Source organism: Stutzerimonas decontaminans, from assembly GCF_000661915.1.
Classification (GTDB): domain Bacteria; phylum Pseudomonadota; class Gammaproteobacteria; order Pseudomonadales; family Pseudomonadaceae; genus Stutzerimonas; species Stutzerimonas decontaminans.
This window is the reverse complement of sequence record NZ_CP007509.1, coordinates 1770064-1785176: the sequence shown is the minus strand read 5'-3', so window position 1 is coordinate 1785176 and position 15113 is coordinate 1770064. Positions and strand designations below refer to the sequence as shown.

The window sequence follows — 15113 nt, the reverse complement described above, 5'->3', positions numbered from 1 at the left end:
GTACCTGAACGCAGGCTGGTTTACAGCCGGCGCGTACTATACCGGATTAACGTGACGCTGTGCGGTTATTTTGTGCCCTTGATTGGTGTTTTCAGCATGGGTCGCTGGCACGCATTCGCCGCGGGGGCGCACCTCCTACAGCGGTGAGCGCGTTCTGCTTTTTTTGGGAGGCCCGACCTCGGGGCGAGTCTTTTAGACTTGGCAGGCTTGCAGCCTGCGTTCGCCCAGGGCGCGCGCCGCCTACAGGTTTGGTGCCCGCTTGCCACTTTTGTAGGAGGCCCGACCTCGGGGCGAGTCTTTTAGACTTGGCAGGCTTGCAGCCTGCGTCCGCCGCGAGGGCGCGCCTCCTACAGGCTTGGTGCCTGCTTGCCACTTTTGTGGGATGCCCGACCTCGGTGTCAGGCGGCTTCGCTGTTGGCGGCGCTGACGCGGAAGCGGCCCACCAGCTGGTGCAGCTTGCCTGCGGTGTGACGGACGCGCTCGGCGCTGTCCTGCAGCACACCGAGGGTCTGGCCCATTTCGCTGGAGGCCTGATCGACGCCACGAATGGTCTGGCCGTAGTGCAGACTGCGCTCGTTCAGGCCCTTGATGATCTCGAACATACGCTCGACCGTCTGGTGCAGATGTACGTTTTCCGACGATGCTTCTTCGGTCAGGCGCAGACTGCTATCGACATTCTGGACACCCCCTTCCATGAACGACACCGCCTGGCGTGTTTCCGCCTGCAGGCTCTCGACTTTGTGGCGAATGTCCTCGGCCGCCTTGGCGGTGCGCAGGGCCAGCGAGCGCACCTCGCCCGCCACCACCGCGAATCCGCGGCCATGGTCCCCTGCCCTGGCGGCTTCGATTGCCGCATTCAGCGCCAGCAGATTCGTCTGGTTGGTGATATCGCTGATCAGCCCGACAATCTCATCGATCTCGCCCATACGACTATCGAGCAGCTGCACGCTTTCGGCCGAACGCTGCACCACGTCACGGATCGATTCGGTGCCTTTGCGCACGGTGTCGAAACGCTCGCGGGCATGTTTCATCACATCGTCCATCGCGGCCTTCATTTCCTCTGCGGTCATCGAAGCCTGCTGGATCTCTCCCAACTGCTCTTCCACTAGCAACAGCAGCTGATGAATGGACTCCGCGACTTCACCGGTGGTCTGCCCGGCTTCGCTGCTGCGCTCAAGCATCAGCTCGTTATCCTGGCGGACGTGCTTCGACACCTGGATCACTTGGCCGACCACCCCGTCCAGGCTGTCGATGAAGCTGTTGATCCAACGTCCCATGTCACCGCTCTCGTCGTGCTGCATGGTGTTGCTGTCGACCCGCTGACGCAGATTGCCCTCGCCTTCAGCCAGGGTACGGATCACCTCGGTCATCTCCTGCATGCGCGCCGCCAGCCGACGCGGCCCGAACGAAGCGAAGGCCCAGGCACCCAGCATGAGCAGCAAGCCGTTGACCACGTGAAGCGCCGACGTGGGTAGGCCGCTGTATTCCTGCAGCAGACCGCCAATGGCGAACAACGTGGTCACGGTGACCAGGTAGGTCTTCATCAGCCCGACGCTCAGCGAACGTCGGCGATAAACCTCCTCCAGATCCGCCTCGCACATCATCCCCCAGCGGTCCGCCGAACCGGGCAACTGAAAGGTAACGCCCTTGCCGATGACTGGGATGTGGCGGTAGTCCGAATAGCCCGGATAGGTGACGAACAGGTTGGAACCCTTGGCAATGCTTTCACGTACGCCAGGGTGCAGCTGCCCGGTGGCGGGATCAGTAAAGCGCAGCTCGAGTTCGGTATGCTGCTGCACGCACACGGTGCCCCAACGAGTGTGCACGCCGCTCTTGAGGTTCTCGCCATGGCTGAAGGTGGCGTCCTCGAAGCGCGAGCGTGACAGCGCCGTGCCGGTCTGAACGCTGTTATCGAAGCGCGACTCGACCATGAACAGGTAGTTGTCCCCGGATTCCGGGTAGATATGGCCGGCCTCGCGCTGGATCAGGTCTCCGATCACATCGTTGGGTACGCGCGCACAGATACAGCCAAGGTGTTTTCCACCCACCTGCACCGGCTGATAGAACATCAGCGTCACCGCATCATGGAAGCGCGAGGTGCTCGCCCCCAGGCGCTGGGTCAGCGGATCACGATATGGCCCATGCAGGAACGGCTCGCTCAGGCCGCGTGCCACGGCCCTGCCGTCGAGATCCTGCTGTCCGACATGGGCTGCGCAGGTAGAGGCCAGCACGCGCCCTTGCGGGTCGATTACGAATAGCTCGGACAGATCCGGCATCTGCGCACGCTTCTTCTCCAGCAGATCGACATCCACATGGGCAAAGCCTTGGCCCAGGCCTGCAGCGAGTTCGGCGAGGTGGCCCCAATGGCTGTTCGTCCAGTTCTGCAGAATGCGCACACGGGATTGCGCCACACCCTCGAAGACCTGTTCCACCACCGGATAAACACCGCGATTCAACCAGCACGACCAGCGCATCGACAGCTTGCCGGTTGGCCCCAACCAAGGGAGCCACTGGCGTTCGCTGGCGGACAGGTGCATGTGGTCGCTCTGAAGATGGGGCACGGGCGGTTCCTTACTGCCGACAAAACATGCTGGCGCTCTGCAATTAGCAGACCAGCCGCCCCTACGCGAGCGCGCATAAGTGCCACCGGCGGTATCACCCAAGCAATGAATGCACAGCAAAGGTGCAACAGCGACGAGGTTTCGGGTTGCCTGCTAACTGCCGCGCCAGAGCGCTGCGCTATCTGGGCGACAGAAGAGGCACAGGAGCAGTGCGCACCGATTCGGGACAGATTAGGCGCACCGACTGAAGCCTTGCACCAACATGACGCAACATTCAGCTCGCAGGCCGCAGCGCCGCAATCAACGATTCCAACGAATAGCCCAAGCGCGAGGCCAACGCTTCAGCCCGATGGCGCAGCCCCGCCATATCCAGCTGCTGATCGAGATCGGCCGGCACCAGCAACACCACGTTGCCCTCCTTCACCGGGCACTCCCAGTAATGCCGATGGTAGAGACCGCGCAGCAGCGCCGCGCCCAAAGGGCGGTCGTCATCAGTGCCCCACTGATTGATGATCAGCCAGCCACCCGGATTGAGTTTTTCCTGACACCGCTTGAGGAACGACCAGGCCAGATGAGCGGCATCCGGCCCGCAATCGTTGTAGAGGTCGACAAAAATCAAATCGGAACTCTCCGCCGTATCCAGCAGCTCGGTGGCGTCGCCGATGCGTATGTACAGGCGCGAATCGTTCTGCAATCCCAGGTACTGCATCGCAAGCTCCGGCACCGCCGGCCGCAGCTCGATGACTTCGACATCTTCCAGCGGCAGGAACTGCAGGCAGGCCTGGGTCAGGTTACCGGCGCCGAGCCCGAGAAACAGCGCCGTCTCCGGATCCGGGTGACAGAGCCCCCCTAGCAGCATGGCGCGGGTGTAATCGTACTCGAGCCACGTGGGATCGGCGGTGAAGACGCAGCTTTGCTCGACTGCCGCGCCGAACTCGAGAAAGCGGTATTCACCCACCTCGATTACGCGAATCATCCCGAATGCGTCATGCACTTCGGCAAGCAAGCGCTCCTCTTTATCCATCATCTGCTCCACAGCTATCCGATCACCGGCGTATCGGCGAAGCGCATCTTACGCAGCCCCATAGGCCATCGCTATCTCCGAGGCCCGGACGCTTCAGGTAAAATCACCGCACTTTTAATGATTGGAACGACCATGAACGACGCCTGGAGCCCCGATAGCTGGAGACGCAAGCCGATCCAGCAGCAGCCCGAATACCCGGATGCCGAACACCTCAAGCGCGTTGAACAGACCCTGGCCGGATTGCCGCCATTGGTTTTTGCTGGAGAAGCGCGCGAGCTCAAGCGGCAGTTCGCTGAAGTGACCCAGGGCCGTGCTTTCCTGCTCCAGGGCGGCGACTGTGCAGAGAGCTTCGCCGAGTTCTCCGCCACTAAGATTCGCGACACCTTCAAGGTGCTGCTGCAGATGGCTATCGTGATGACCTTCGCGGCCGGCTGCCCGGTGGTCAAGGTCGGGCGCATGGCCGGCCAGTTCGCCAAGCCGCGCTCGGCGGGTGATGAAACCGTTGATGGCGTCACCCTGCCCGCCTACCGCGGCGATATCGTCAATGGCATCGACTTCAACGGCAAAAGCCGCATACCGGACCCGGAGCGCCTGCTGCAGGCCTACCACCAGTCCACCTCCAGCCTGAACTTGCTACGCGCCTTCGCCCAAGGCGGGTTCGCTGACCTGCACCAGGTGCATCAGTGGAACCTGGACTTCATCGCCAACTCGCTGCTGGCCGAGAAGTACCACCAGCTCGGCGCGCGCATCGATGAAACACTGAAGTTCATGCGCGCGTGTGGGCTGGATGGCGCGCCGCAGCTGCGTGAGACCAGCTTCTTCACCGCCCATGAGGCGCTGCTGCTCAACTATGAGCAGGCCTTCGTCCGCCAGGACAGCCTCAGCGGCGGCTGGTACGACTGCTCGGCGCACATGCTGTGGATCGGTGATCGCACCCGTCAGCTGGACGGCGCTCACGTGGAGTTCCTGCGCGGCGTCGGCAACCCCATCGGGGTGAAGGTCGGCCCCAGCATGGATACCGACGAGCTGATCCGCCTGATCGACATCCTCAACCCGCAGAACGATCCAGGCCGTCTGAACCTCATCGTGCGCATGGGCGCCGACAAGGTCGAAGCCGGCCTGCCACGCCTGGTGCGCGCCGTGCAGAACGAGGGCCGCCAGGTGCTGTGGAGTTCCGATCCGATGCACGGCAACACCATGAAGGCCTCCAGCGGCTACAAGACGCGCGACTTCGAGCGCGTACTCGCCGAAGTCCGCCAGTTCTTCGACGTGCACCGCGCCGAAGGCAGTTATCCGGGGGGCATCCATATCGAGATGACAGGGCAGAACGTCACCGAGTGCATCGGCGGCTCGCGCCCGATCACCGAGGCCGGCCTCTGCGATCGCTACCACACCCACTGCGACCCGCGCCTGAACGCCGACCAGTCACTGGAAATGGCCTTCATGATCGCCGAAACCCTGAAGCAGGTCCGGCCGGACTGAGCCTCCCGCCCCTCTGCGCGGGCAGCACCGCCCGCGCGCACGAAACGAAACGAAACCCCGCCGGCCCTGTCCGCCCTAAGTAGTAGGGGCTGCGCGGGCTCAGTCCGTACGGCCCACTTCCATAGGCAGCTCCAAAGAGGACGAAAATGGCGGAATCATCTCAAAGCCGTGGCGCCGTACTGGCCGCGTGGATCGGCCTGATCCTGGGCCCACTGCTGTTGCTGGCCTGCATCCTGACCGACCCACCCGGCGGCCTGTCGGAAAAGGCCTGGCTGACCGTGGGCCTGGCCGCGCTGATGGCGGTCTGGTGGTCGACCGAGGCCATACCGATCCCGGCCACATCGCTGCTGCCGATCCTGCTGATCCCCCTGCTCGACATCGACACCCTGGCCAAGGCCACCGCGCCCTACGCCAACCCGACCATCTTCCTCTTCCTCGGCGGCTTTCTGCTCGGCCTGGCGATGCAACGCTGGAACCTGCACAAGCGCATCGCCCTGGCGACCCTGCTGGCGGTGGGCAACCAGCCTAGCCGGCAGATCGCCGGCTTCATGATCGCCACGGCGTTCATCAGCATGTGGGTGAGCAACACGGCAACCAGCATCATGATGCTGCCGATCGGGCTGTCGGTGATTGGCCTGCTGATCGCCGGCAGCGAGGAAAAGGAAGGCGCCCGTTTCGCCGTGGCGCTGCTGCTGGGCATCGCCTATTCCGCCAGTGTCGGTGGTATCGCCACGCTCATCGGCACCCCACCCAATGCTCTGCTGGCAGCATTCATGCGGGAGAACTACGACGTCCAGATCGGCTTTGGCCAGTGGATGCTGCTGGGCTTGCCGCTAAGCATCGGTATGCTGATTTTCATCTGGTGGTCGCTTACCCGTGGCGGTTTCCGCCTGACGGGGGGCGACAGCAGCGGTCTGCTCAAGAAGGAAATGGCCGCGCTCGGCCCGATGTCGCGTGCCGAGAAGATGGTCGCCGTGGTATTCGTGCTGGCAGCGGCGGCCTGGATCTTCCAGCCCCTGCTCGCCGACTACATCGACGGCGTGAACGACACCAGCATTGCCATGGCCGCGGCGATCGCACTGTTCCTGATTCCAGTGGACCTGCACAAACGGGTGTTTCTGATGGATTGGGAACAGGCCAACAAAGCGCCGTGGGGCGTGCTGCTGCTGTTCGGCGGCGGCCTCTCGCTGGCCGGCGTCATTGGCGCGTCCGGGCTGGCCGAATGGATCGCCAGCAGCCTCGGCGCCTTCGATGCCCTGCCCCTGCTGCTGATGATCGCGCTGGTGGTAACGGTGATCATCTTCCTCACGGAGATCACCTCCAACACCGCGACTGCAGCGGCATTCCTGCCGTTGCTCGGCGCGCTCGCCGTCGCCCAGGGACTGTCACCTGAAATGCTGGCGATTCCGGCCGCGGTCGCCGCCAGCTGCGCCTTCATGATGCCGGTCGCGACGCCGCCCAACGCCATCGTATTCGGCACCGGGCAGCTGCCGATTCAGGCAATGATCAAAGCCGGCTTCGTACTCAACCTGTTCGGCGTGCTACTGGTTTCGCTGCTCTGCTACGCGCTGGTAGGGTGGATCTGGAGTAGCTAAAGGTGTCACCGCAGAAACGAAAAAGCCCAGCATATAGCTGGGCTTTTCCTGTCCACCGAAGGCCGAGGGATCAGGCCTTGACGCGGGACTTGTACTCGCCGGTGCGGGTATCGATTTCGATCGAATCACCGATTTCGCAGAAGGCCGAAACCTGCAGTTCGGCACCGTTCTTCAGGCGGGCGGTCTTCATGACCTTGCCGGAAGTGTCGCCACGTACGGACGGCTCGGTGTAAACGATTTCACGAACGATGGTGGTCGGCAGTTCGACGGAGATCACCTTGTCGTTGTAGAAGACTGCTTCGCAGACGTCGGTCATACCGTCTTCGATGAAGGTCATCACGCCTTCCAGGTCGTCTTTTTCGATTTCGTACTGGTTGAACTCGGTGTCCATGAAGACGTACAGCGGGTCGGCGAAGTAGGAGTAGGTCACTTCCTTGCGCTCGAGGATGACCGGCTCCAGCTTGTCGTCGGCCTTGTACACAGTCTCGGTAGCCGAACCGTTGAGCAGGTTCTTCAGCTTCATCTTGACCACGGCACTGTTACGACCGGACTTGTTGAACTCGGCTTTCTGGATGACCCAGGGTGCGCCGTTGATGATGGCCACCTGGCCGGCACGGAACTCTTGTGCGGTTTTCATACGAAATATCCGAAGGGAATTAGAGACAAAAAAACAGGCCGCGTATCATAGCCAATCTGTGTAAAAAAACACCAGCTTTCCAGCCAGATCCCCATTGGCGACCTGTGCGTGGGTCCAGGCCTCTGCATGCTCCAGCAGCGCCGGATATTGCTCCAGCAGTCCGGTCCACGCCTGCTCGGAACCCTTTCCATCATTCCAGGCATGCCAGAATCCTCGCAGCGCCGAATCAGCCACGGGCGAGAGCCCCTGTGTATAGAGATCGAGAAACGCATTGAGCTTGTCCCAGTGCGCATCATCCTCCTGCGGGTAGATATGCCACACCAGCGGGCGCCCCGCCCATTGGGCTCGGATGAAGGATTCCTCGCCGCGCACGGCGTTGAAATCGCAGCTCCACAACAGCAGGTCGTACTCGTCCTGAGTCATGAACGGCACGATGGATATCTGCAGGTTGCCGCGCTGGTAGCTCGTCCCCGGCTCGAGCTTCGGCTCGCCCAGCCAGGCCGCGACGTCGCCGAGCACCCGCCCTTCCGGGACCAACAGCTGATTGATGCATGAGTCAGCGGCAAGTACATCCAGCCATCCGGCGACGGCCGTGTTCTCATAAGCGAACAACGACAGCAGACGTGCCTCGGGCTGGCGCACCACCCCCAAGGTGGCGAGAAAATCGATCTGCTGCTGAGAGTCGCGCTGGAAGCTGGCGCGCCGCAGCATCAGATCAGCCTCGCGAATGAGGCCACCGGTCTCGGCCTCGAAGCCCGGGAAGAAGAAGTACTTCTGGACCCCGTTTGCCTGCAGCGAAGGCAACGCATGGCAACCGACGATCCAGTCCTCGGCGCTCAGGTATTCGAGATTGAGCCAGAGAATGCGGCGCCCGCAAGCGGCCATGGCATTTATATAGGCGGGCGGCAGGTTGCAGGCGAAAGCCTCGATCACCACATCGGCCGGCTCGGCGCCCTGCCACTGGCTGGACCAGCGCCTGACATCCACCCCCTCATGGAACTGCTGATCAGCATCGGCACTGGTCGCCGGACAAAGCCGGGCAAAGGTATGCAGATCATCTACCCACAGCCGAACCTGCTGGCCATGCTCGGCCGCCAGCTGCCGGGCCAGCCGCCAGGTGACGCCGATGTCACCGAAGTTATCCACGACCGCACAGAAGATGTCCCACTTCGCTTTGACAGACAAACCCGTGCTCCTCGAATAAGTATAGGCACATCCTGCATTTGGTAAATGCAGCCCAGAATACAAGGTTCAGGCAGCCGCCGGCCTGCAGCCAGCGCAGAGAGAGATTTGCTGCCATCCCACCGTTAAAAAAGACAGACGTGCGTCTACGCCCGAGCCTGTAATAGGTCAGCTGCAGTCGAATAAAAAGAGAAGGAAAACGAACAAGATGGTCGTTATGGAGGTGAACCCTACCAGCCACACCCCGGCACACAATGTCACCGCTGCGGCTGCTCCCTTCCGGGCCTGACCGGGTTCACGGCTGATCGTTGCGAGGGGACCGGCAGCCCTCTCAAATCCTGGCTTCCAGCGACTTTCGCTCATCACACTGCTTTCAAGTTGGGCGCCATTCTATAGACCTGATGTACGCCATTGCGAGCACTTTGGATCACCGTTTCGGATCACTTCTGGATCCCTTTTGGATCACCTGGCCACACCCCATCGGCTATTTTTTGAACAAAAATGCGAGGCGGTATCTATGACGTCGCGGCGCTACTTTCCCCCCGGCACCCTGGGGTGGGTCGGAGCAAAAAGCGGCACCCCCGGTATCACCAACGATGCCTTTGTTAGAACTGCTCGCGGTGACTTCTACCAAGAGAAACGGCGTCAGGCTTGTTGACCCTGCCGAAACTCCCAGGTCGCGAGCAGGAAGGTTGCCATGGCACCAGCGAGGTTCACTGCTAGCTCCGCATGGCGAGGTGCTGGCTTGACCCAGCTAGCGCCCTTACCGTGGGAATCGCCGAGCCTGTTTCTAAGGCCGCCAAGCCCCTCAACCACTGATGTACAGCCTCCAAGGATGCGCTTGAAGTCCTTATCAGCGTGCTGGCTCGGAGAGAGATTCAGTTGCTCTGCCGCCAAGCTGTAGAGCTTGTTTATGTCGGGAGCATCGCCATAGCTCACCCCTGCGCCATCGAGGATGAGCTTGCAGACAGCCTCCAGCAGACTTCTGGCCATCGTGATGGCTCCTTCTGGATCGCTGTTCCTACGCTCAAGAGCTTTGCCCCAGGCAGCGTGAACATAGGCACCATCCAATCTCTTCACCGAGCCACTGATCAGCTCGTCTGAAGGCGAGCCGGTCGCAAGCTCAAGGTGATCAATAAGAGGCTGAAACTCAGCAAAAAGGAAGTCCCTTCGTTCTTGGTAGGTGCTGAACTTCTGTTTGATCGCTCCCCAGAACTGCCCGAGAGAGCGGCAAGTCTGCACTGTCCGAGGCACCAGATCGCCCAGCGTTGTAGCCTCAAGAATCTGCTTCCGTAACTTGGCATAGTCGGCGTCACTTCCAGGCGATCCTGTGGCGTGGCCAATCAGTATGTTCAACAGCGACTCGGCAGCTATCAGAAGGTCGTTGCGCATGGCATCCCTGTCTCGCCTCTCGTGGGTAATCGACGAACTATACCGGACGGGAGCGACATGGATCAGAAGGTGTACCTTCCGAGCCAACCTGGGCACAGCTTGAGCCGGACGAAACGCCGAGCCCTCTAGGTGGATCAGAATTGTTGATTTCTACCGATCCACACAATAGCATCTTGAGCCAGCTTTGTGATCCACATAGCGCTCAAGGAGCTATCAGCCATGACCGCCACCATCGCCTACGTCCGAGTCAGCACCGACGACCAAACTACCGAGGCCCAGCGCCACGCCATCAGCCAACGCTTCAACGTGAGCGAGTGGTTCTCTGATGAGGCCACTAGCGGGGCCACCAAGGCACTGCAACGGGAGGGCTTCAAGGCACTCCACGCATACGCCAGGAAGGGAGACACGGTTGTCGTGGCAGCCATCGACCGATTGGGCAGAGACACCATCGACGTTCTGGAAACAGTCGAAGCCCTGAAGGCCAAGGGAGTGACGGTGGTATCCATGCGCGAGGGATTCGACCTATCCAGCCCAGTCGGCAAGGCCATGCTCGCCATGCTGGCTGCCGTAGCGGAGCTGGAACGAGCCAACATCAAGGCACGTCAGATGGCCGGGATCGAGCGGGCCAGGGCACAGGGCAAGAAGCTGGGCGCTCCGAAAGTAATCGATGATCAGGCAGTGGCTGTCTGGAGGAAGGAGAACGAGGCCAGCATTGCGGATACCGCCAAGCACTGGGGGATCTCAACGGCTGCCGTGAAGCGGGCTTGCAGGGTGCTGCGAGTGCCAGAAGCGGCAGCCGTGTAGACGAGGTTGTGGGTTTGGGGGTGCATTATTTTTTGCTCCCCCCAAAGCACCGTTACCGCATGGCCGAGTACACGCTCTCACCAGCCCCGTAGTAGCTCGTGAAGATGTGGTGGAAGGCCAGCTCGCACTTCTCGTTGTAGATCCCCTCGTCATAGCTCTCAGGCAAGCCCCGGTCGAAGACGATCTCCAGAGTGCGCCGCACATCACTCCTGGCTCTATCTTTCTTGCGCCAGTCGAGCACCAGCTTCTCGGCCTTCAGGGTCTCCAGAAGCTCCTTGCAGACCTTCTTCACCTGCGCCTTTTCCTTCTCCGCAAGCTCAGGTACTGGCTTGGTCAGGATGTCGAACAGAGCCAGCTCTTCCTCGGAGAGGTTCTCGCGGATAGCTCGTTGATCCTCGACCTGCAGATCAGCAGTGAGATCCACCAACTTCTTGAAGAACACCTCGATGTTCAGGCTGCCAGAGTTATAGGCGTCGATCAGCTTCTGGAACTTCTCCATGAAGTCCTTGCGAGTGGGGTTCTCGGTCAGCATGGTTTCCAGCTTCATGCTCAGCAAGGCCCGGAGCTTCTCGGCCTCGGTGCGCTTACGTCCCTGATTGAACTTCTCCTTGAGCTTCTCGAAGTCGATCTGGCTGAGGTCATGCAGTGGCTGATCATCGTCTTCCTTGATGATGTAAGGCACCGGAGCGATGGAGCGATCCAGCAATTCCTCGACCTGCTGCATTACCTCGGAGATGTCGACAGGAGGGGCCAGAGCTTTGATCTTCTGGGCAATCACGGAGATCAGCACAGCGTCAGGAGCAAGCTCATTGGCATCAGGGTCGGGAAGAATCGCTCTGTAGACCCGAGACACAATCCGGGCCTGACTCATGAAGCTGTTCTTGGTTTCCTCATTAGCAATGAGTTGCTCAACAGCATCGTCCAGCTTGGCCACCTTCTCGAAGCCTTGAGCATCCTTGATGGCCTGGGCATTCACACCATGCTCGGACAAGAACGTGATACCCCTGGCAAGCAGGTGCTTCAAGTACTCGACCAACTCGGCCTTGTTCTTGATTGGCTCTCCCTCACCACCTTCGCCAGAAGAAGCCCCACCGTAGATCGCCAAGGCTTCCTGCAGCTTACGGAAGACCCCCACATAGTCGACGATCAATCCCGCTTCCTTGCCCGGATACTTCCGGTTGGCCCGAGCAATGGTCTGCATCAGGGTGTGGTTCTTCATCGGCTTGTCGAGGTAGATGGTCGAGCAAGACGGCACGTCAAAGCCGGTGATCCACATGGCGCACACGAAGACCAACCGCAGCGGATCCTTGGAGTCCTTGAACTTCTCGCCCAGGTTCTCTTCATTCATGCGCTTACGGTGCGGGATGATGTCCAGCCCTTTGTCGGCTAGCTCCTTCACCTCGTTCTGACCTTGGGAGACAACCACCGCCATGTCGGTCGATGTCATCACCTGGATCTTGTGCTGCAACTTCTCTTGCTGCTCCTTGGGAGCCTTTGCGAGCTGAGCTTTCAAGTCAGCCAGATACGTCTTCCAGTGATCCTGAACCTTGTTGTACATGCGGACGGCGGTGGCCTTGTCGATGCACACCAGCATGGCCTTGCCCTGGTAACCACGACCAACGAAGTGGTTCACCAGATCCTTGGCGATTGCCTCCAGTCGATCCTCTCGGGTGATGAGGTGGTACTCACGGGCGAAGACCTGCTCGACTTTGCGCTCCTGCTCCTCGTCCAGCTCGGCCTCTTCGAGTAGAGCCGCCATGTCCTCGTTGAGGTTGTCATTGATGAGCTGCATTTCGGGAATGCGGTTCTCGTAGTACAGCGGAACCGTGGCACCGTCAGCGATGGACTGGCCGAAGTCATAGACGGAGATGTAGTCACCGAAGACCTCTTTGGTCTTCTCCTCGCCAGCCATAAGTGGCGTCCCGGTGAAGCCCAGGAAGGCGGCATTGGGAAGTGCCGTCCTCATGTTCATGGCCAGCGTGTCGTACTGGGAACGGTGAGCTTCGTCGGTGATGACGATGATGTCCTGGCGATCCGAGAGCTGCGGGTAGACCTCGCCTTTCTTCGTGCCGAACTTCTGGATCAACGTGAAGACGTAGCGGTGGTCTTCGCTGAGCAACTGCTTGAGGTGAGCACCGCTGGTGGCATGGGCCTCGACCTCACCTACAGCACCAGTAGCAGCGAAGGTCTTGTAGATCTGCTCGTCCAACTCGTTGCGGTCGGTGACGATCACGAATGTCCAGTTGCCTGGGATCTTGCGCAGGATCTTCTGAGCGAAGAAGACCATCGATAGAGACTTGCCTGAGCCTTGGGTGTGCCAGAAGACGCCAAGCCGCCCAGCCTGATCCTTGGGGCGATCCTTGGTGCGCCAGACCTCGGCGATGGCCTTATTGACCCCCAGGTACTGGTGGTTCTTGGCGATCTTCTTGATCACACCACCAGCTACGTCCTCGAAGACGGTGAAGTTCTCGACGATATCCAGCAGCCTGGAAGGCTCACCGATGCCCCTGATGGCCGTCTCCAGGGAGACAACGCCCTTCTCACCTTCATCGTTGATCCGCTTCCACTCGAACAGATGCTCCCACGGCGAGAAGGTGCTACCCACCACCGTCTGGGAACCGTTCGACAGCATCAGTGCGCCGTTGTAGGTGAAGAGCTGCGGGATGACAGTCCGGTAGTCGGTGAGGTTGTCGTCGTAGGCGGCCTTGAGCGTCTTGTGGGTCGCCTTCAGTTCAACGAACAATAGCGGGATACCGTTCACGAAGCCCAGCAGGTCAGTGCGCCGCGTGTGGTAGTCCCCCTTCACCCAGAACTGGGAGGCGAGGAAGAAGTCGTTCTCCTCGACATTGCCCCAGTCGATGACCCTGGCCACCTTGAGTGTGTTGTGCCCATGCTCATCGGTGACCGAGACAGGTACTCCATCCTTCAGCAGCCGGTAGACCTCCTGATTGGCGTTGACCGGCAGCAGCTTGGAACGATCTCGGGCCAACTCCTCGACTACCAGATTGATGGCATCGCTGGGCAAGTCGGGGTTGAGCTTGCAAAGCGCAGCCCGCAGACGCCCCTCCAGCACCACATCCTGCTGGGTCTGTCGACCTTCGCTGGAGGAACTACCTGTCCACTCTGCGTAGAGGTTTCCAGTTTCCCAGCCGAGAGACTCGAACAGAGCAATGGCTGGCTGCTCGACCAGCGTGTCCTCGGAATAGTCGTGCGAATGTGGTGCTGCTGGACTCATGCGCCTGAACTCCTTTTAGGTCGGCATGGGGATGTCGGATACGTCGATCTCACCGGAGATTAGCTTGGGAAGCAGCAGATCTCTCTGGGCTCGGAGATTCTTTTGCCTGTTATATTGCTTTTTTATCCAACTCAGAAACGGAGAGGCCAGTTCATCGTATCTTTTTAAGAGCTCATCTGGGGGTATAACTATTGGGAAATCCTCCAAAGACCCCTCCCAAGCTGCATACGGAATAGTTGCCCCTTTGCTATGAGCAGCAGCATGATCAACAACATCTTCGCGAAACGCGGTTAATGCACTAAATGCCCAGGAATTAGGCTTTCTTGGGCGTAGAACAAAGCATGTAGATCTTGTTACACCACTCAGGGGAGCAATAGCTACTTTGTGAAAATAGGGGCGCATTGCACCAAAAAGAATGTCATTTTCCTCAAACAGGACGAGGCTACTCTGGGCTTCCTGCCAGCTCTTTACCTCGCTTAGAGCAAGAGTCTTTTTAGCAATACAGTCTATAGGCACATACGCTCTATCTGACAAATGATCACCAGAACTCGTTTTATTACTATGCTTTTCCAGCACATCACCAAGCCGACCTACACCCCAGCCTTCAGGAATCAGCCCAAGCTCGCTCTCCTTGAACTCCACCCCCTCATGACCCGGAAAGCGGAACTGAACGAACCACTCCTCGTACAACCGCCGCGCCATTTCTTCGAGGATCTCGATGCGGCGTGTGTTGTTTTCGATGAGGTCATCGTAGGCACCGAGAATGGAAACGATACGATTCTGGTCGCTAAGGCTAGGAACCCTCACCTTAAGAGCGTTCAGTATTGTCAGAGTAAGGAACTTAGTTGCAGACCCTGTTGAAAGAGACTGCAACAAATCAAGCTCAAGCTGCAGTGCATAGAACAGATACCTATTATTCAGCACGCCCTCGTCTACAGAGCGAATAACATACGTCCGCTGATAAGCATCAAACCTACCTTTATAATACTTTACAGGATAGACACCGTTGGCATTATTCCCTGCCAATAAAACTGCTTCGCAATCAAAAGAATAGGTGTCAACCTTGTAGGTTTCGCGAGAGCATGTAAAGAAAGGATATGCACCATTCTCAACTGCCGCATTGGAGTTCAACTTGCCAGTCTTTATAGAGACCAAGTCAGCGAGCGCGGCAATACCACAGGGTTCATTTCCATATTGCATG

General features: G+C 59.5%; 10 protein-coding genes and 1 other RNA gene. 3 read left to right on the top strand and 8 right to left on the bottom strand.

Annotated elements, in window-relative coordinates:
* Nucleotides 1-398: 398 nt before the first annotated feature.
* A complete protein-coding gene (locus UIB01_RS08415) occupies nucleotides 399-2561 on the bottom strand; it encodes a methyl-accepting chemotaxis protein (RefSeq protein ID WP_155268703.1) in 2163 nt (720 codons plus the stop codon).
* Nucleotides 2562-2835: 274 nt separating this feature from the next.
* A complete protein-coding gene (locus tag UIB01_RS08410; RefSeq protein ID WP_038658834.1) occupies nucleotides 2836-3585 on the bottom strand; it encodes a spermidine synthase in 750 nt (249 codons plus the stop codon).
* 132 nt (nucleotides 3586-3717) lie between these two features.
* Here UIB01_RS08410 and UIB01_RS08405 point away from each other — a divergent pair, with 132 nt between their 5' ends.
* Together UIB01_RS08405 and UIB01_RS08400 are read left to right on the top strand one after the other, a co-directional pair.
* Nucleotides 3718-5067, top strand: coding sequence for a class II 3-deoxy-7-phosphoheptulonate synthase (locus tag UIB01_RS08405; protein ID WP_038658831.1), 1350 nt, complete (start codon nucleotides 3718-3720; stop codon nucleotides 5065-5067).
* 146 nt (nucleotides 5068-5213) lie between these two features.
* Nucleotides 5214-6662, top strand: a complete 1449-nt coding sequence (locus tag UIB01_RS08400) for an SLC13 family permease (protein ID WP_038658826.1) — start codon at nucleotides 5214-5216, stop codon at nucleotides 6660-6662.
* 70 nt (nucleotides 6663-6732) lie between these two features.
* Here UIB01_RS08400 and efp read toward each other — a convergent pair whose 3' ends face one another.
* From efp to UIB01_RS08380, 4 genes are all read right to left on the bottom strand, one after another.
* Entirely contained in the window at nucleotides 6733-7299 is a 567-nt protein-coding gene (efp, locus tag UIB01_RS08395) for an elongation factor P (protein ID WP_038658824.1), read from the bottom strand.
* 45 nt (nucleotides 7300-7344) lie between these two features.
* Entirely contained in the window at nucleotides 7345-8484 is a 1140-nt protein-coding gene (gene earP, locus UIB01_RS08390; protein WP_038658822.1) for an elongation factor P maturation arginine rhamnosyltransferase EarP, read from the bottom strand.
* A 225-nt stretch (nucleotides 8485-8709) separates the two neighbouring features.
* Nucleotides 8710-8806: signal recognition particle sRNA small type (ffs, locus tag UIB01_RS22680), an RNA gene on the bottom strand.
* 320 nt (nucleotides 8807-9126) lie between these two features.
* A complete protein-coding gene (locus UIB01_RS08380; RefSeq protein WP_038658819.1) occupies nucleotides 9127-9873 on the bottom strand; it encodes an abortive infection family protein in 747 nt (248 codons plus the stop codon).
* Between the two features lie 219 nt (nucleotides 9874-10092).
* Here UIB01_RS08380 and UIB01_RS08375 point away from each other — a divergent pair, with 219 nt between their 5' ends.
* Complete coding sequence (locus UIB01_RS08375; protein WP_038658817.1) at nucleotides 10093-10677, top strand: recombinase family protein; 585 nt, start codon at nucleotides 10093-10095, stop codon at nucleotides 10675-10677.
* Between the two features lie 52 nt (nucleotides 10678-10729).
* On the opposite strand, the gene UIB01_RS08370 is transcribed toward UIB01_RS08375, so the two are convergent.
* Nucleotides 10730-13912, bottom strand: a complete 3183-nt coding sequence (locus UIB01_RS08370; RefSeq protein WP_038658814.1) for a type I restriction endonuclease subunit R — start codon at nucleotides 13910-13912, stop codon at nucleotides 10730-10732.
* A gap of 15 nt (nucleotides 13913-13927) precedes the next feature.
* Nucleotides 13928-15112 carry a restriction endonuclease subunit S gene (locus tag UIB01_RS22490; protein WP_051605053.1) on the bottom strand — a complete coding sequence of 395 codons (1185 nt, stop codon included), beginning with the start codon at nucleotides 15110-15112 and terminating at the stop codon, nucleotides 13928-13930.
* Between the last annotated feature and the right edge of the window lies 1 nt (nucleotide 15113).

What these genes read in the sequence shown, in the direction of transcription:
- UIB01_RS08410 (WP_038658834.1), bottom strand. Translation starts at nt 3,585, where the DNA reads ATGGATAAAGAGGAGCGCTTGCTTGCCGAAGTGCATGACGCATTCGGG.
- UIB01_RS08405 (WP_038658831.1), top strand. Translation starts at nt 3,718, where the DNA reads ATGAACGACGCCTGGAGCCCCGATAGCTGGAGACGCAAGCCGATCCAG.
- UIB01_RS08400 (WP_038658826.1), top strand. Translation starts at nt 5,214, where the DNA reads ATGGCGGAATCATCTCAAAGCCGTGGCGCCGTACTGGCCGCGTGGATC.
- efp (WP_038658824.1), bottom strand. Translation starts at nt 7,299, where the DNA reads ATGAAAACCGCACAAGAGTTCCGTGCCGGCCAGGTGGCCATCATCAAC.
- UIB01_RS08380 (WP_038658819.1), bottom strand. Translation starts at nt 9,873, where the DNA reads ATGCGCAACGACCTTCTGATAGCTGCCGAGTCGCTGTTGAACATACTG.
- UIB01_RS08375 (WP_038658817.1), top strand. Translation starts at nt 10,093, where the DNA reads ATGACCGCCACCATCGCCTACGTCCGAGTCAGCACCGACGACCAAACT.
- UIB01_RS08370 (WP_038658814.1), bottom strand. Translation starts at nt 13,912, where the DNA reads ATGAGTCCAGCAGCACCACATTCGCACGACTATTCCGAGGACACGCTG.
- UIB01_RS22490 (WP_051605053.1), bottom strand. Translation starts at nt 15,112, where the DNA reads ATGCAATATGGAAATGAACCCTGTGGTATTGCCGCGCTCGCTGACTTG.